The 17,186-nt window shown below is 53.5% G+C and carries 12 protein-coding genes and 1 pseudogene; 8 read left to right on the top strand and 5 right to left on the bottom strand.

Annotation, left to right across the window (positions count from 1 at the left end; all coding sequences use genetic code 11):
* Positions 1–243: 243 nt before the first annotated feature.
* From ACTNE6_RS10245 to ACTNE6_RS10235, 3 genes are read left to right on the top strand one after another with little or no spacing between them, the layout of a single operon-like run.
* Positions 244–1,413, top strand: coding sequence for an MdtA/MuxA family multidrug efflux RND transporter periplasmic adaptor subunit (locus tag ACTNE6_RS10245; protein WP_442499626.1), 1,170 nt, complete (start codon positions 244–246; stop codon positions 1,411–1,413).
* Positions 1,410–4,502, top strand: coding sequence for an MdtB/MuxB family multidrug efflux RND transporter permease subunit (locus ACTNE6_RS10240; protein ID WP_442499625.1), 3,093 nt, complete (start codon positions 1,410–1,412; stop codon positions 4,500–4,502). The genes ACTNE6_RS10245 and ACTNE6_RS10240 overlap by 4 nt, the downstream gene beginning before the upstream one ends.
* A 2-nt stretch (positions 4,503–4,504) precedes the next feature.
* Complete coding sequence (locus tag ACTNE6_RS10235; RefSeq protein ID WP_442499689.1) at positions 4,505–7,603, top strand: multidrug efflux RND transporter permease subunit; 3,099 nt, start codon at positions 4,505–4,507, stop codon at positions 7,601–7,603.
* Between the two features lie 85 nt (positions 7,604–7,688).
* Here ACTNE6_RS10235 and ACTNE6_RS10230 read toward each other — a convergent pair whose 3' ends face one another.
* Complete coding sequence (locus tag ACTNE6_RS10230) at positions 7,689–9,161, bottom strand: serine/threonine-protein kinase (RefSeq protein ID WP_442499624.1); 1,473 nt, start codon at positions 9,159–9,161, stop codon at positions 7,689–7,691.
* Between the two features lie 38 nt (positions 9,162–9,199).
* Positions 9,200–11,032 carry a caspase family protein gene (locus ACTNE6_RS10225; protein WP_442499623.1) on the bottom strand — a complete coding sequence of 611 codons (1,833 nt, stop codon included), beginning with the start codon at positions 11,030–11,032 and terminating at the stop codon, positions 9,200–9,202.
* Positions 11,033–11,375: 343 nt separating this feature from the next.
* On the opposite strand from ACTNE6_RS10225, the gene ACTNE6_RS10220 reads away from it, so the two are divergent.
* Positions 11,376–11,696 carry a hypothetical protein gene (locus tag ACTNE6_RS10220; protein ID WP_442499622.1) on the top strand — a complete coding sequence of 107 codons (321 nt, stop codon included), beginning with the start codon at positions 11,376–11,378 and terminating at the stop codon, positions 11,694–11,696.
* A 120-nt stretch (positions 11,697–11,816) separates the two neighbouring features.
* On the opposite strand, the pseudogene ACTNE6_RS10215 reads toward ACTNE6_RS10220, so the two are convergent.
* Positions 11,817–12,009: pseudogene (locus ACTNE6_RS10215) on the bottom strand (REP-associated tyrosine transposase); the annotation flags it as partial.
* 541 nt (positions 12,010–12,550) lie between these two features.
* Between ACTNE6_RS10215 and ACTNE6_RS10210 the strand changes: the two are divergent.
* From ACTNE6_RS10210 to ACTNE6_RS10195, 4 genes are all read left to right on the top strand, one after another.
* The gene (locus tag ACTNE6_RS10210) at positions 12,551–12,748 is read left to right on the top strand and encodes a phage integrase N-terminal SAM-like domain-containing protein (protein ID WP_442499621.1); all 198 of its coding nucleotides are present in this window, start codon (positions 12,551–12,553) and stop codon (positions 12,746–12,748) included.
* A gap of 431 nt (positions 12,749–13,179) precedes the next feature.
* Positions 13,180–13,659, top strand: coding sequence for a DDE-type integrase/transposase/recombinase (locus ACTNE6_RS10205; protein ID WP_442499620.1), 480 nt, complete (start codon positions 13,180–13,182; stop codon positions 13,657–13,659).
* Positions 13,660–13,678: 19 nt separating this feature from the next.
* Entirely contained in the window at positions 13,679–14,629 is a 951-nt protein-coding gene (locus tag ACTNE6_RS10200) for a glycoside hydrolase family protein (RefSeq protein WP_442499619.1), read from the top strand.
* The gene (locus tag ACTNE6_RS10195; protein ID WP_442499618.1) at positions 14,622–15,368 is read left to right on the top strand and encodes a hypothetical protein; all 747 of its coding nucleotides are present in this window, start codon (positions 14,622–14,624) and stop codon (positions 15,366–15,368) included. Before ACTNE6_RS10200 ends, ACTNE6_RS10195 begins: the two co-directional genes overlap by 8 nt.
* Before the next feature lie 77 nt (positions 15,369–15,445).
* Here ACTNE6_RS10195 and ACTNE6_RS10190 read toward each other — a convergent pair whose 3' ends face one another.
* On the bottom strand, positions 15,446–15,637 hold the full coding sequence (locus ACTNE6_RS10190) for a hypothetical protein (protein ID WP_442499617.1): 192 nt from the start codon (positions 15,635–15,637) through the stop codon (positions 15,446–15,448).
* 202 nt (positions 15,638–15,839) lie between these two features.
* Positions 15,840–17,102 carry a TIGR02270 family protein gene (locus ACTNE6_RS10185; RefSeq protein ID WP_442499616.1) on the bottom strand — a complete coding sequence of 421 codons (1,263 nt, stop codon included), beginning with the start codon at positions 17,100–17,102 and terminating at the stop codon, positions 15,840–15,842.
* Positions 17,103–17,186 lie beyond the last annotated feature (84 nt).

Below are 17,186 nucleotides of genomic sequence, written 5' to 3'. Positions count from 1 at the left end.
TTTAAAGGTTTAAAAATACGGATGTATAGCAAGTGCCCGGCCCGGCTCAATATTTAAAATCGTCAGATCCGGTTTGAAGTATTACAATTTTCTTCATGGATTTCGTGGCCTTACGCTTTAAGTTGATAGTCTTTAAGCCTTTATGGCTTTCCCGATAAAAAACCTTAGCTATTGCATCTCAGCCATTGAACATTAATATTGAAATTTTTATCCTCCGCTTTATTGAAGGAAGCGCTCCATTAAATGAAATCGCGTAACTTGAAGCTGCTTCTAATCGGGCTGGCTGTCCTCCTTTCGATCATAACGGCTGCCTATCTCATCAAGCCCCGTAACGACCAGCCGCAACAACAAAATGCCGAAAAACCGGGCAAGCCCGACTTTTCCACCGTTGCGGTTGTAGCCGAGCCGGCCAGACAGGGCGATTTCCCGATTTATCTGAACGGGCTGGGCACAGTGACGGCGCTCAATACGGCGACGATCCGATCGCGCGTCGACGGCGAACTGATCCGTGTCGCTTTTCAAGAAGGCCAGGTAGTGCGCGAAGGCGATCTGCTGGCGGAAATCGACCCGCGCCCGTTCCAGGCTCAGCTCATGCAGGCCGAAGGCCAGCTGCTTCGCGATGAAGCGCTGCTGAAAAATGCACAGCTCGATCTGGAGCGCTACCAAACGCTGCTCGAGCAGGACTCCATCGCTGCGCAGCAGACAGCCACGCAGGAAGCCTTGGTCAGACAGTACCGGGGCACTGTGGAAACCGACCGCGGGCTGATCGCTGACGCCAAACTGCAGTTGACCTACACGCGCATCACGGCCCCGTTCACGGGACGCCTGGGTCTGCGGCTGGTCGATAAGGGCAATATCGTGAAAACGTCCGATACCAATGGACTGGTCGTGCTGACGCAGATTCAGCCCATCACGGTCGTATTCACGTTGCCTGAAGCCGATCTGCCGGCCGTCATGAAACGGCTGCGTGCCGGCGAAACATTGCCTATTGAGGCATACGACCGCTCAGGCAATACCCGCCTATCTCTGGGCAAGCTCGTAGCCGTGGACAATCAGATCGACATCGCGACCGGCACCATCAGGTTCAAGGCACAGTTCGATAATAAAGACCACGCCCTGTTTCCGAACCAGTTCGTCAACGTCAGGATGACTGTGGATACATTGCGCGACGTCACGATCATACCGGCTGCCGCCATTCAGCGCGGAACGCCCGGCGCCTTCGCCTATGTCGTGAAGGAAGACAAGACCATCAGCGTGCGCCCGCTGAAACTGGGCCCCGCCGAATCCGAAAAGGTCGCCGTGCTCGAAGGGCTTAAACCCGGCGAACAGGTCGTGGTCGACGGCATCGACAAGCTGCGCGAAGGCGCCAGGGTAGAGCTCGTCAACCGGGAACCCGCACGGCCAGCGTCATGAACCCATCCCGCACCTTCATCCTGCGCCCGGTCGCCACATCGCTGCTGATGGTGGCCCTGCTGCTGGTCGGGATCATCGGCTACCGCGCGCTGCCGATCTCCGCCCTGCCCCAGGTCGACTATCCGACCATTCAGGTCGTCACGCTCTATCCCGGCGCCAGCCCGGACGTCATGACCTCATCGGTCACGGCACCGCTGGAACGCCAGTTCGGCCAGATGCCGGGACTCAATCAGATGTCGTCCTCCAGCTCGGGCGGCGCGTCGGTCGTCACGCTCCAGTTCGATCTGGAGCTGGACATCGACATTGCCGAACAGGAAGTGCAGGCGGCCATTAACGCGGCTACCAGCTTTCTGCCGACTGATCTGCCCATGCCGCCCGTTTACAGCAAGGTCAACCCGGCGGACGCGCCGATCATGACGCTGGCGGTCAGTTCGAAGACGCTGCCCTTGACCAAGGTCGAGGATCTCGTGGACACGCGCCTGGCACAGAAACTGTCGCAACTGCCGGGCGTCGGCCTGGTCAGCATCAGCGGCGGCCAGCGCCCGGCTGTGCGCATCCAGGCCAATCCGATGGCGCTCGCAGCCTACAACCTGAGCCTGGAAGACCTGCGCACGGCCATTGCCCGCGCCAATGTCAATCAGCCCAAGGGCATGTTCGACGGCCCGGCGCGCGCGGCCATCATCGATGCCAATGACCAGCTCCGCTCGGCGGCCGAGTACAGGCCGATTATCATCGCCTACCGCGACGACAGGCCTGTGCGCGTATCCGATGTCGCCGAAGTCAGCGACGCGGCCGAAAACGTGCGGCTGGCGGCCTGGGCCAACGAAACGGCGGCCGTGATCGTCAATATCCAGCGCCAGCCCGGCACCAACGTCATCGAAGTGGTGGAGCGCATCAAGGCGTTGCTGCCCCAGTTGCAGACGGCCATGCCCAGCGCGCTGGAAATCGTGCCGTTGAGTGACCGCACGACAACCATCCGTGCCTCCGTACAGGATGTCGAGCATGAGCTCCTGCTGGCTGTGGCGCTGGTGGTGCTGGTGATCTACCTGTTTCTGCGCAATGCCTCCGCAACGACTATTCCTGGCGTCGCTGTGCCGCTGTCACTGATCGGCACGTTTGCCGTGATGTATCTGGCCGATTTCAGCATCAATAACCTGACGCTGATGGCGCTGACCATCGCGGCCGGCTTCGTCGTCGATGACGCCATCGTGGTTGTCGAGAACATCGCGCGCTACATCGAACAGGGCGAGAGTCCCCTGCAAGCCGCGCTCAAGGGCTCGGAACAGATCGGCTTCACAATCATCTCGCTGACGCTTTCCATGGTCGCCGTGCTGATCCCGCTGCTGTTCATGCAAGACGTGGTCGGGCGTCTGTTTAGCGAATTCGCGATCACGCTGGCCGTGGCGATCCTGATCTCCGGCATTATCTCGCTGACCCTGACGCCGATGATGTGCGCAAAGATCCTGCGCCCGGTTTCGGAAAAACAGTCCGGCCGCATCCACCATACCAGCGGCCGCTTTTTTGACAAACTCACCAGCGGTTACGGGAGAATGCTGAACCGGGTGCTCAATCATCAGGGCATTACGCTGCTGGTGGCTTTCGCGACATTGGCGCTGACCGTGTTCCTGTATGTCATCGTGCCCAAGGGCTTCTTCCCGATTCAGGACACCGGCGTCATTCAAGGCATCTCCGAAGCGCCGCAGACCATATCCTTCGAAGCCATGGCGCAGCGCCAGCAGGCACTGGCCACGGCAGTGCTGGCCGATCCGGCTGTCGAAAATCTGTCTTCATTTATCGGCGTGGACGGCGCCAATCCCACGCTCAACAGCGGGCGTTTTTTCATCACGCTGAAGCCATTGACCGAGCGCGGCATCAGCGCATCGGAAGTCATCCAGCGCCTGCAGCCGAAGCTTGCGGAAGTACCCGGCATCACGCTGTACCTGCAGCCGGTGCAGGATCTGACCATTGAGAACCGCGTCAGCCGCACGCAGTACCAGTTCACGCTGGAAGCGGTCAATCCCGATGAACTGAGCCACTGGACGCGCCGGCTCGTCGAACAACTTTCACACAAACCCTATCTGGCCGATGTAACCAGCGATATCCAGGACCAGGGGCTTCAGGCTTTCGTATCGATAGACCGCGACAGCGCCAGCCGCCTCGGCGTTACGACTCAGGACATCGATGACGCCTTATATAACGCCTTCGGCCAGCGGCTGATATCGACCAGCTTCACACAGTCGAACCAGTACCGTGTCGTACTGGAAGTCAAGCCGGAGTATCAAAAGAGCCCGGCGGCCCTGAGAGACCTCCGCATCGGTTCAGCGAACGGCACGCAGGTGCCGCTCCCAGCCATTGCCAGCGTAGCAGAGCAGTCAGTCCCGCTCGTCATCAATCATCTGGGCCAGTTCCCGGCTTCGACGGTCTCATTCAATCTGGCGCCGGGCGCGGCTCTCGGCGAAGCGATCGAAAGCGTCGAGGCCGCCAAGCAGGAAATCGGCCTGCCTCTAAGCATACAAACCAGCTACCAGGGCGCCACGCGCGCCTTTACCGCCTCGCTCACAAACACGCTGTGGCTGATCCTGGCCGCGATCGTGACCGTCTATATCGTGCTGGGCGTGCTCTATGAGAGCTATATCCATCCGGTCACGATCCTGTCGACGCTGCCCTCGGCCGGCGTCGGCGCCCTGCTGGCGCTGATGCTGTCGGGCAACGACCTGGGCATCATCGGCATCATCGGCATCATTTTGCTGATCGGCATCGTCAAGAAAAACGCCATTATGATGATCGACTTTGCTTTGGAGGCCGAACGCAAGGAAGGCAAGCCCGCGCGCGAGGCGATCTTTCAGGCGTCCCTGCTGCGCTTTCGGCCGATCATGATGACAACCATGGCGGCGCTGCTGAGCGCTCTGCCGTTGATGCTGGGCACGGGCGTCGGATCGGAGCTGCGCCATCCTTTGGGCATCACCATGGTCGGCGGACTGATTTTCAGCCAGCTGCTGACGCTGTTCACGACGCCGGTCATTTATCTGGCTTTCGACAGGCTGAGCCGGCGGCTGTCGCGCTCGCAAAGCAGTGAGGCCCGGCTGTGACGATGCTGTCCACGCATTTCATCGCCCGCCCCGTAGCGACCACGCTGCTGACGCTGGGACTGGCGCTGGCCGGCTTGGTCGCATTCCTGCAACTGCCGGTTTCGCCGCTGCCGCAAGTCGATTTCCCGGCCATTTCCGTGTCGGCCCGCCTGCCCGGCGCCAGCCCCGAAACCATGGCCGCCACGGTAGCCACACCGCTTGAGCGCACTCTCGGCCGGATCGCGGGCATCAACGAAATGACATCAACGAGCTCAACAGGCTCCACGAGCATCAGCCTGCAATTCGATCTCGAGCGCGACATCAACGGCGCCGCGCGGGACGTGCAGGCTGCGATCAATGCGGCCAGCAGCCTTTTGCCCACGAACCTGCCGACCCGCCCCAGCTATCGCAAGGTCAACCCGGCCGACGCGCCCATCATGATCATCGCGCTGACCTCGGCCACCCAGACCCGCGGCCAACTCTACGATGCGGCCTCGACGATTCTGGCGCAGAAAATCTCGCAGATTCCGGGCATCGGCCAAGTAGACGTCGGCGGCAGTTCGCTGCCGGCGGTCCGGGTGGAGCTCAATCCCGACGCGCTGGCAAAGTACGGGATCGGCTTTGATGATGTCCGCGCGGCGATTGACTCGACCAATGCCAACAGGCCCAAGGGCTCCGTCGCAGAAGACAGCCGGCACTGGCAGATCTATGCCAACGACCAGGTCAGCACGGCGGACGATTACCTGCCGCTTATCGTTGCCTATCGCAACGGCGCGCCCGTGCGCATCGCCGATCTCGGCCAGGCCGTCGATTCCGTGGAAGACCTGCGAAACTCCGGCATCAGTAATGGCAAGCCGTCCGTTATACTGATCCTGCGCAAGCAGCCCGAGGCCAACATCATCGAAACCGTGGACAGAGTCAGGGCAATGCTGCCCCAGCTTAAAGCCTCCATACCGCAATCCATAGACCTGTCGGTGCCTATGGACAGGTCCAGCACCATCCGCGCTTCGCTATATGAAGTGGAAAAAACGCTCTGGATCGCCATCGGGCTGGTGGTTCTGGTCGTATTCCTGTTCCTGCGCAATCTGCGCTCGGCTTTGATTCCATCCATCACCGTGCCGCTGTCGCTGATCGGCACTTTCGGAGTGATGTATCTGTTCGGCTTCAGCTTGAATAATTTGTCCTTGATGGCACTGACTATCGCGACCGGCTTTGTGGTCGATGACGCCATCGTCGTACTGGAAAACACCACCCGGCACATCGAGAAAGGCCTGCCGCCGTTTCAGGCCGCCATAAAAGGCGCCGGCGAAGTCGGCTTCACGGTCTTGTCCATGAGCCTGTCGCTGATTGCCGTGTTTATTCCGATCCTGCTGATGGGCGGCATCGTCGGCCGCCTGTTCCGTGAGTTCGCGGCCACGCTCTCGGCGGCGGTCATGATCTCGCTGGTAGCCTCGCTGACCACGGCCCCGATGCTCTGCTCGCGCTGGCTCGCCCGCGCCGAGGAGCGGCGACACGGACGGCTTTATCACTGGAGCGAGCGCCAGTTCGACCGCCTGCTCGCCGGCTATGAGCGGACGCTGCGCTGGGCGCTGGATCACGGACCGCTGATGATGGCGCTGTTGCTGGGAACGATCATTTTGAATATCTATCTCTACGCTATCGTGCCCAAGGGTTTCTTTCCCGTGCAGGATTCCGGCCGGCTGGCCGGCGCGCTCCGGGCCGATGAAAGCATTTCATCGACCGCCCTGAAGCAGAAACTGATCGATTTTGCCGAGATCGTGCGCGAGGCTCCGGGCGTTGAAAACGTCGTCGGCTTTACCCGCGGCGGCAATACCGGATTCATGTTCGCGACTCTTAAGCCGCTGGAGGAACGCCAGCTGACATCCGATCAGATCATGCAGCGCCTGCGTACCCGGCTCGCCAGAGAGCCGGGAGCCAGCCTGTTCCTGCAGCCGGTACAGGACCTGCGCGTCGGCGCACGCGGCGCGGCGGCCATGTTCGAATACACGCTGCAGGCCGAAAGTCTCGATGACCTCCGCACCTGGACGCCGCAGATTCTAAAAGCGCTGTCGCAACGCCCCGAACTGGCGGACGTCAACACCGATCAGCAGGAAAGAGGCCAGCAGGTATCCCTGATTGTGGACCGCGACGCGGCCTCGCGCCTGGGCGTCAGCCAGGCCCTTATCGATTCGACGCTGAATAACGCCTTCGGCCAGCGCCAGGTGTCGGTCATTTATACGCCCCTCAACCAGTATCACGTCGTGATGGAAGTGGCGCCCGAATACTGGCAGCATCCCGACACGCTGAAAAATTTGTATGTGAGCATCCCGCCCAGCCCGGAATTGCCGGAGGGCAAGCAAGTGCCCCTATCGGCCTTTGCCAGCTACGGCCTGACCAATGCGCCGCTGACCGTCAACCATCAGGGCCAGTTCGCCGCATCCACGCTGTCGTTCAATCTCAAGGGGGGGGCCTCATTGTCGACGGCCACTCAGGCCATCGAGGAGACGATGGTTCAACTGGGCGTGCCCGATTCGATACACGGCAGTTTCCAGGGCACGGCCAAGGCCTTCGCGCAGTCCCTGCGCAACCAGCCCTGGCTGATCCTGGCCGCGCTGGCCACGATTTATATCGTGCTGGGCGTACTGTACGAGAGTTACATCCATCCGTTGACTATCCTTTCCACGCTGCCTTCGGCCGGCGTCGGCGCGCTGCTTGCCCTGCTCGCATTCAAAACCGAGTTCAGCATCATTGCCCTGATCGGCGTGATTTTGCTGATCGGCCTGGTGAAGAAAAACGCCATCATGATGATCGACTTCGCGCTCGATGCCGAGCGCAACGAGGGCCTGAACCCGCACGACGCCATTTTTACCGCCTGCCTCATGCGTTTTCGGCCGATCATGATGACGACCATGGCGGCACTGCTGGGCGCCCTGCCGCTGGCTTTCGGAACCGGCTATGGTGCTGAGCTACGCCAGCCGCTGGGCATTTCCATCGTCGGCGGGCTGATCGTCAGCCAAATGCTGACCCTTTATACGACGCCAGTGGTGTATCTTTACCTGGACCGCTTCCAGCTGTGGTGCCGACGCCGTTTTGGCCGTAATGCGGCCGAAGCCCGGTTTTGAGATGGGACGCGTTGCTGGTAGCTTGCCAGAGCAAATCCGCTCTGGAATTCATCTGCCATGAAGCCATGCATCCGAAGCGCGAGCCCTATCGTCTCATTCTCAATATCTGCTCTTTCAATGACAGCAAACGATCCTTTTCAGGTTGTGCTTTCAGTCCTTCTTCAATTTTTTCCAGGCTTTCATCGAGCTTCTGCTGGGCAAGCAACTCATTTGCCTGCTTTTCAATCAGGTCGGCAATCTTCTCCACCCCTTGCAAGGCCTCCTGGTTATCAGGGTCAATAGCCAACACCTGACGATAAGTCCATAAGGCATTACTGTCTTGGGGCTCGGTTATATAGCCGACATCAAAATGGATTTGCGCCAGTTCGAGCAGATCCTTAATCTGCAGTTGCTGTTCCGGAGTCAGTTCAATCACTGCTGGCGGCGCCGCGTTCATGCTTGGATAAATATAGACGTAACCGCCCACCGCCGCGATCGAAACCATAACCGTCACTGTGCCGAGGATGTTCGGCCTGGACAGCCTGGACTTTATCGCATCAAGGAATTGCCTGACAGAACCTCTTATCTGCTTCCTTTTCAGAATCAGGGCATGCGGCGTTAAAGCTTTGACAGCCCCACCCGACCGGGCCGATTTAGGCCGTATTTCATCAAGGAATTGCGCAATGGAAGCTGTTCTCTGCTCGCTCCTCAACGCCAGAGCATGCGTCAAGGCGTTCCATTGCCGGCGTTTCAAGCCCGGAATGAATGGCGGCTGCAGATTGGTTTCCAGCGCCTTCTGGGCGGACAGTTTGTTGAACGGATGCCTGCCGGCCAATAATTCATAACTCACGCAGGCCAGCGCATAAATATCGTCCCGCGGATCGGGAATGCAGTTTTCAAACATTTTCAGGCCGGCATAAGTCGGCGTCAGCGCCTCCAGATTGCGACGATTGAAAACGGTTCCATCATAACTCTGGTGTTCCGGTTTAACGGCCGCGCTGGCGATGCCGAAATCCAGCACCTTGACTTCGCCGCCGTCAGTAATAAAGATATTGCCCGGTTTAAAGTCCGAATGAACGATATTTTTTTTGTGCGCATAGCCCAGTGCCAATGCCATTCTTTCGATAATAGGCCAGGCCTTGTCGAAGGGAATGCCGCCCCGCCGGGCGATTTTCTGTATGTAATGAGAAAGCGACTTGCCTTCCAGCATTTCCATGACCATGAAAATATTGCGGCCGTCGCGGTCGAAATCATAGACACTGACGATGTTGGGATGCGCCAGCATCTGGGATTTCTTCATTTTTCGCTGAAGTGCAATGAACAGTCCCGGATCATCCCGGAATTCTATGTTCAATACTTTCAAGGCGACATCCGGTTGCTGATCCTGCGCTTTCAAACGGCGCAAATCGGTTGCCCTGAACACTGTGCCCATGCCGCCGCTGCCGAGCACTTCCTTGAGCACGAAGCGCTTGTTCAGTATCGAGCCTACTTTTAATGTATCTGCCTGATCGGATGACCGGCGATTTGTTAGCGTCGGGTTGATTCGCGTCGTCACATCACCTAAATCATCTGCATTCATAGTGCATACTCCTGAATCAAATAAAAAATTGCATCGTGTCAACTCTTCGGCACAAAAAAGAACGGGCTGCCTTCGTGCCCTGCATGCTGCATGGCGGAATACTGCGGACTTTGCTGAAAGCCGATCTGTGACGCGGACTGTTTGACTTTACCGGAGGCCATTCTGTACAGTTCATAATCCTCAAGCAGGCCGGTATTGTCATTCAATGCCTTCAGAAACGCACTGGCGAATACCGAATGGCTGCTGACATTGGAATCCGGTATTGGCTTAACACTCCCGGATGTTATGACGGTTCTGCCCTTGCGGCTGTTCATGAGCTTCAGCCACTTCTTGCGTTTTTTATCGGACGCATCTTCCGGCAGATGAGCGATTGACGTTTTAGTCATGATGCCGGAATAACACGAATCGGCAATAACCAGGATATGCTTGGCCGGGAGAATGCTCAACTGTTGCGCGACATTATGATTGGACAGCCAAGTGGCAATATTGGCCTTTTCCGCATCGGATGGCAGCCAGTAGGCGCTTTGATCGTTTTTATCGATTTCGCCAAGACCGGCGTAATAAATCAACAGACTGTCCTTTTCGGTCAACTCTTTTCTCAGATCATCGAAAGCGGTCATGATCTGATGCTGGGTGACATTGATCAATAGCCTAGTTTGATAGCCGTAACGCGTCCGCAATACTTCATCGACCGCTTTGGCGTCATTGACCGATGTTTGAAGCGCCGGCAGTTGTTTATAGTCATTAATGCCGATAATCAATGCATAAAACCGGCCGAAATCAACGGATGGGTAGGATTTTAGGCTGGCTATGACAAGAGAAGCTTCATTATGATTTTTTTTCTGTACCCCCTTTTTCTCCGGCATCTCGGCCGGAACATCTTTGAGGCCTGCCAGGGTCTTTTCTTCCTGCTCGATCGCTTTCTTCAATTCCTTAATCTGCCCTCCTTGAGCCATCAGCTTGCTCTTGTCCTTTTTGAGCTTGATATGAACTCTTTCAAGGGCAAGTTTTTCCCGCCTGGAATCCATTTGAGGCGCTTTGACTTCTATAGTGATCATGTCACTTTTAATGCGGGCAAACGTATTGTGGTATTCCTCCTCCAAAGATTTCAGTTGCTCCTGCAACTGATCGAGTTTTTCTCTGGATTCCGCCTTCCGCCGCTTAAGTCCGGAATCATCCGCCGAACCGGAAGCGTTATCCCCGATCCTGGCCTGATGTTGTGCGTTATCACCCTGTTTCCTTTTGCCGCCTCTACCGGAGGCTTCGGTCACGGGCATAAACTGCAAACCTGAGTTCGCAAGCCCTGATCCCTTGCGATACCAATTCAACGCAGTCCGAGTATTTTTCTTTACGCCCAATCCTTTCTCATAAAGATAGCCGAGATCAATCTGTGCCCTCGAATTGCCTTGCTTGGCCGCTTTTGAATACCATTGGGCCGCCAAAGCGGGATCAGCTGTTCCGCCCAATCCTTTTTCGTAAATCTCGCCCAGCATTACCTGAGCCTCGGCATTACCCTGCTGCGCCTGCGGCAGCCATACTTTTAAAGCCGATTCGACATCGGTGCGATCGTGAGCCACATATTCGCCGCCGCGAGCCCTGCATTCAGCGGCTGTGGTTTTGATGGGCTGCGGAGAGGAAATATCGGTCTTTTGAGCGCCTGGGCCGCTCGCTTGCTCCGGCAACAAACAATCGACAACGAAAAGCTTATCGGTATCCTCCACCGCAAGATCTCCTGTTGGCTTGACGCTGTCGAGATCGGTTTTGGGATCGGTCTGACAGCCGATTAGCGCGGCAAAGAACAAAGACAGAAAGAAATACTTAGGTCCTGAAGTCCGAGCAAAACACGCTGCGGAAGGGGTGATTTTCCTCATAACAATCATTTTAAATATCCCTGGATTATTATTGATTGACTCGTACTGGGTATAGTAGCCCGACAAGATGAGATTAGTAAAACTTTATAGATATAATGGTTATGAAATGCCCTTTATCCCTGATTAATCAAGGCAAATCCACCCTGCGATTCATTTGCCGTGCGGCCAGTATAAACCATGAAAAAACTCAATTACTATAGAATTAACGCTGATTTTGAAGATCGGTTATGTGCTACAATCCCAAACTTTAACTTACTATTTATAAGGTTTTAACATGCAATTCATTCGGTTTTCTGCTTGCGCTCTGATGCTTTTGTCTTTTTCCGCAAATGCGGACGTTCCATTGACCCAATCCGATCTGCTTGGAACCTGGCAAATCGACAAAGAATCGGTTGATCGCGAAGGCACTAAATCAAGAAGCATAAACACCACTTGGACCTTCAAGGCAGACGGCACGCTGGAAGGCATTTCCCAGGAATCGGACGTACACGCGCGAATCGATCAGTTGCGCGCGGTACTTAATTATTCCGTCCAGGACGGAAAACTGGTCAAACAAGCCGCTCCCGGCCGTTCCAGAATGGAAACTTGCACTGCGATCGAAAAGGAAAACGACAAAATGGTTCTTAAGTGCCAATCGACTTATTTTTTCATGACGAAGAAATAATTAATTGATGACCATCACGGCAAATGCCCTACCGCCCATTATGGCGGCAGGGCATTTGCCAATAGGTTTGAAATCTAACCATTGCATACACCATACGATTTACCCTTCCCCACCGGATCTTTATGCCAACGCTGCCGGCAAATCCTCAGGAACACCACACCAATCGGCAGGTAATAAATCCATCCGCAACATAACGGTGGAACGTGGAATACGGACAATCGACAACCTGTCTCCCATAACCATGCTTCAGCGGATTCACGTGGATATAATCGATATGCCGGGCATAATCCCGTCCGTTGCGGATCATATGCTCCAATACTATCTTTTCAATATGAAAAGCGCAGGACGGTTTCGCACAGCAAAGCGCCATTCCAAACAGGCCGCCAATATCATAGACATAACGGCTACGAGACTCTATTTATTGGTGAATTGCCAAGGCGAATCTCCTATAAGGGGGGCACCAGCCGCCATTTCGATAACAGCAGCACCAGTCATTCATGCCCCGTACGAGTTCATGTGTTCCCAAATCAGTGAGATCAACACAGCATAATCACATAGCTGACTACACATAAGCGGAAAACCCTCGATGTAAAGTTTCCGCATAGTAGAGAATTATGACAAGGATTTCCGTATATTTTTAGCGCTGCAAAACGTCTGTTTCAAACGCCCTGTGGAAGGGTGACCGGAAAACAAGTGTTTTACGGCAACTCAGTGTCGGTTTGGTGCCAAAAGAACTAAACCGCTCGCGCGGTAAGGCGTGTGTATAAAAAGCCTGGGGTGATTAACAGCCTATCACTGTTTTTCCTATCCAAGAAGCGAGGCAATCCGCCTTGTTTCGAGATAGGAGCCGTGTCATGACCTCTACAGGCAACCACGCCAACACCCCTTTGCGCCAACGCATGATCGACGACATGCGGATGCGTAAACTGTCCCCCAAAACCCAAGCTTACTACATCCGCATCGTCCGGCAGTTCGCCGGCTTTCTGGGCCGATCGCCGGATACGGCCAACGCCGAAGATCTACGCCGTTATCAAGGCAATAATACGTATTGACAAATGTCGTCATTCTTTCAGGATGAGTTGCTTTTAATGCTGAGTTAGCGTTAAAGTAACGTAGCGCCTTAAGGCAATATTAAGTTTTGGAGCCAGCTGAGGCTGGCTTAGTAAGGATGAGCCTAATATAAGATGGGCATGATCCAATGGTTCTGTCGTAATGTCTGTCAGGCTGAGTGAATTACTCATTTTAGGAATTGAAAACCAGGATAATTCGTTTTAAAGGTATTTACTTTCCAGAGGAGATTATTCTCTGCGCTGTCTTTTTCTCTGTCCGCTATGCGGCTTCCTCCCGGGATCTCGAAGGCACTCTGACGGAAAGAGTGCGTGAAAGTGGGTCATGCCACGCCCAATCACTGGTCAGTTATTCATCGGCTTTGGCCTTGGAAGCTAAAAATCGCAAGCGCGCTGTAGCCGTTTCCTGGCCCTGGATGAAACGAATATCAAGGTTAAAGGGAAATGGATCTACCTTATACCGTGCTGTTGATAACTTCGTCGATACCGTTGACTTCATGCTCTCTGAGCATCGGGGTGAAGCGACGGTCACGGCCTTTTTCAGGCAAGCGATTGAAGGCAGTGGCTTTCCGCATAAAGTCGTCATGGATAAAAGCAGCGCCAACCAGGCAGGCCTGGAGAATATCAACTGCCTGCTGATGCTGGCCGGTTTGATCAGTTTTGTTGAAATACTCCAGGTCAAATATTTAAACAATCTGGTGGAACAGGATCACCGCTTCATCAAGAAAATCACGAACCCCATGATAGGATTCAAAGCCTTCTATTCAGACAAGGCTACCTTGGATGGCAGTGAAACAGCCCACATGGTTCGCAAAGGCCAACTGGCTGAAGAGAGCATCCTGCCGATAAGTGTGTTTTTATGCTTTTTGAATAATTGCGATAGAACCCTTAATTAATATACATCTAAAGTGACTTATGAAATTTCTAATACGTAAAGGATCAAAAGGTGAAGATGTTAAGCATCTTCAAGAAGAATTAAACAAAGCTGGTTTTGTGTTAAAAGCTGATGGAAAATTTGGCGCAAAGACTGATTCTGCATTACGTCTCTATCAACGCCGAATGGGTTTACTTCCCGATGGAATTGCTGGGCCACGTACGATAGCTATTTTAAAAAAAGTAAGCTCTGCTAATTCTGGTCTAAAAAGTGAGTTATTGCAAAATGACTCTACTTTCCATCGCACACCTTTATTTGATTTAATGGGTCGTATTGGACATTTCATCTATCAGCCTGCCGCATTTGATCAAGCTAAGTCTCGGAGAGTTCAATCATTACCTGTAACATCTTATCGAGCGGCATCTCTGCATATTTCAGACAGAGGCTTACACTTTATTTATATGCATGAAAGTGGATATGGAAGTAATCGTTTGCATTGGCCTAAAGGTGCAAGTGGAGTTACTTTAGGTCCTGGATATGATATGAAAGAACGAAACTCAACATCAATTACTAACGATATGCTCGCGATAGGAGTAGACGCATTAGTTGCACAAAAAATTGCAGAGGCTGCTGGGCTAACAGGAGAGGAAGCTCATACTTTCGCTAGGATAAATCGTGAGTTAGTAAAGTTATCTTCCCAACAAGAAAAGGGTTTATTACGGCATATAGTAAAAAAGTATCAAGCAATTGTTAGAAGAAAGATTTTAGTAGATCTGGCTCAGCATGAATTCGATGCATTAGTTTCTTTCGCATATAATCCTGGAGGAAGACTCGATACGGTTGCAAACCTTATCAATCGCGGAGAAGTGGCTGAAGCAATGAAAGAAATTCAAAAAGCGATAACGTCTGGCGGGCAAGTTATGAGAGGCTTGGTCAATCGTCGACATGATGAGGTTAATTTATATCTTTATGAGAATTACGGTCATGGTTAAACAAAAAAATTTAAAAAAGTTTTTCCTGATTAATAAAACAAAAAAAATATTGTTCTATCTTTTACTACTTTCTCTTACATTTTCCCAGCAGACCTTTGCTGAAGATGACCGCCGCTTTATCGATGTTTCAAAAAGTCCAATTGAAGGTATAACACCTCAAAGCTTTGTACCAAATGGATGGGCAATTGAAAAGAAAGTTGAGGGTGATTTAAACGGTGATAAACAACCTGACATGGTGTTGGAGTTGATTGAAAATGAAGCGATAACTTCTAAAAAGAATGAGAAATCCAATCCCCGTTATCGTGCAATGCTCGTATTATTTAAAACGCAAGAAGACAAATTTAAACTGGCAACAACAGCGGATCATCTTTTACCGTGTTCTATTTGTGGCGGGACATATGCTGTCCCGGACATCGCTCCACAGATAAAGATTAATCGTGGCATTATTATTATAGAAACTGAGTTTGGTGGTGGCTCAAAAGAGACTTGCCGCCAAGTGCAGCGTTTTAGATATGATCTGGAGCTTAATAAATTTGTTTTGATCGGTGCAGATGTAAATATAGCCAGTGAAAACACTCTCGAAAGTACTAACTATTTGACTGGGGTGAAGCTTATAGAACAGTTCAAGTATGATGAATCTTCTGGTAAGGATGTTGTTATTTCCACAAGGAAGGAGACTGTCACCAAAGAGAAAAAGTTGATGGAACAATTGGATTATGAAGATTCTTTTTGTTTATGAAGAAGCGAACGGGGTCAGGTCTTGCAATCCAACATTTTTTGGTGCGAAGCTCATTGCTCAGTATGGCTGCAAGCCAATCATTTACCGTGATTCCGTTCATATGCTTTGACGACCCGCCTGACCGTTGCATAATGCACCTCGAACACATCGGCAATAGCCTTCATCGAATAATCACCGGAAAGATAAGCCTGTGCCATACCAGTATGAGGGGCATGCGCATACTCGGATCGATATTCAGCCAACGGCTTGGCGAAAGGCCGGCGTTGCACGCGGGAGATTGCTGCCCCCTATAACTCACTGGATTATCATCAAAGCTAACGCCACAACAGCAAAGATAATAGCGATGCGCCGCCACACACGGGCTGAGGGAGATAATTTGCCCTTATTGCGCAGATAATCCCGCGCTGAGAAAAAAGCGAAAAGCAAAGACAAAACGCCAAAGATCAGTACGGTCAGATTAGGCATCATTTTTCATGCGGTATGCGGTAACAGACGCTGTTGCCGCCAGCCGGGAGCGCGGACTTCGAACAGAGGCTCGTCTGGCCTTATCAACGCCAATTCCAATGCAGCGGCAGTTCGCTGGCGCTGGAAACCTTCCCGCAAGACTTTTCGGCATTGCGCTTCAGAAACCGGCGCCCCCAGAAAATAGCGGCTTCCGGCCTGAAACCGGTGTTGTCTCGCAGCCCACCAGGCTTGGATCTTGGCCGGATCAGGCCACGGCAAATCCTCGTCGCCGTCGAGTTCGACATCTTCGTCTTCCGGGCTTTCGCTAGGGCCTGATTCGAAACCTTCCGGCCGCTCGCCTTCCAGATTCTCATAAGCGATGTCGGCGCCCGTGATAAAACTGAACGACTCGCCCGCCAGCCGCGCCAGTTCCGGCGTTTCCATCTGCTTGATCAGCCAGGGTACGTACAAAGGATCGCCCACCATTCCCGTACCGGCAATCAGATCCCTTTGCCGTTCCGGATACTGTGCCAGACCTTTCAACAAGGGCGCCGAGCTCTCAATCGGCATCGCGCGCAGCAACATGGGCAGAGCGCCAGGAAACTGCCCCGAGCCGGTCGCCATGAATACCTTGAGAACTTCCAGCGCATCGCTCCGATTACCCAGCAGCACCGCCGACCATGCGGCCCAGAAACGTATTGAGGCATCCTCGGCATGAAAACAATTGCGGAGATCGTAAATCAGGTCACGGCGTTTCAGCTCTCCCACTGCTCGCAAAGCACGGGCACGAAGCAGTGGCGGGGCATCATGGTCTTGCACCCAATTATCCAGAATATTGCCCGGATTCACTCGATGAACCGCACAGGCGGAAAGGCCGATAAACCGGTGGAAGTTCGAGCCGGAATCCAGCAGAAGTTTTACCGTTCTCGCCAGTTTGGAAGGTTCAGTCCAGCCAAAAGCCGAAACCAGTCCCTTAGCTGCCTCAGCCGAATCTTCGGCAATGCTTACGACTTTGGCCAATTTTTGCGGGTTCTTGCTTTCCAGAGCCAGTAACCCGGCAGTAAACACTTCACCGGCCTCGCCGATTTCCAGCGCCTGTTCGCACAGATTCCAGCCTTCCGGTCCGGCAATTCGCAAGCCATCCAGATGGGCTTCTACACGATTGTCGAGTCTGGTTAATTCACTTAATTTATAGTGAGGCGCTTTAACTGCCCGATTGCGGAGAAACCAGAGAAAAGCCGCTTCTTCGGCGTGTTGTTCAACGATGTGGGGAATCGCGGCAGCAAACATAAGCTATAACTTTCTTAAATGAAGGGAAACCCGATTAAGTTTCCGATAGACACTTTTTGAAGCGAACATGACACAACCGGCCGT

This window comes from Methylobacter sp. sgz302048 (assembly GCF_052162025.1).
Classification (GTDB): Bacteria; Pseudomonadota; Gammaproteobacteria; order Methylococcales; family Methylomonadaceae; genus Methylobacter.
The sequence above is the reverse complement of the archived record's forward strand: the minus strand, read 5'-3'. Positions and strand labels throughout refer to the sequence as shown.

Coding starts and splice junctions, on each gene's coding strand:
- ACTNE6_RS10245 (WP_442499626.1), top strand. CDS start 244: ATGAAATCGCGTAACTTGAAGCTGCTTCTAATCGGGCTGGCTGTCCTC.
- ACTNE6_RS10240 (WP_442499625.1), top strand. CDS start 1,410: ATGAACCCATCCCGCACCTTCATCCTGCGCCCGGTCGCCACATCGCTG.
- ACTNE6_RS10235 (WP_442499689.1), top strand. CDS start 4,505: ATGCTGTCCACGCATTTCATCGCCCGCCCCGTAGCGACCACGCTGCTG.
- ACTNE6_RS10230 (WP_442499624.1), bottom strand. CDS start 9,161: ATGAATGCAGATGATTTAGGTGATGTGACGACGCGAATCAACCCGACG.
- ACTNE6_RS10225 (WP_442499623.1), bottom strand. CDS start 11,032: ATGAGGAAAATCACCCCTTCCGCAGCGTGTTTTGCTCGGACTTCAGGA.
- ACTNE6_RS10210 (WP_442499621.1), top strand. CDS start 12,551: ATGACCTCTACAGGCAACCACGCCAACACCCCTTTGCGCCAACGCATG.
- ACTNE6_RS10205 (WP_442499620.1), top strand. CDS start 13,180: ATGAAACGAATATCAAGGTTAAAGGGAAATGGATCTACCTTATACCGT.
- ACTNE6_RS10200 (WP_442499619.1), top strand. CDS start 13,679: ATGAAATTTCTAATACGTAAAGGATCAAAAGGTGAAGATGTTAAGCAT.
- ACTNE6_RS10195 (WP_442499618.1), top strand. CDS start 14,622: ATGGTTAAACAAAAAAATTTAAAAAAGTTTTTCCTGATTAATAAAACA.
- ACTNE6_RS10185 (WP_442499616.1), bottom strand. CDS start 17,102: ATGTTTGCTGCCGCGATTCCCCACATCGTTGAACAACACGCCGAAGAA.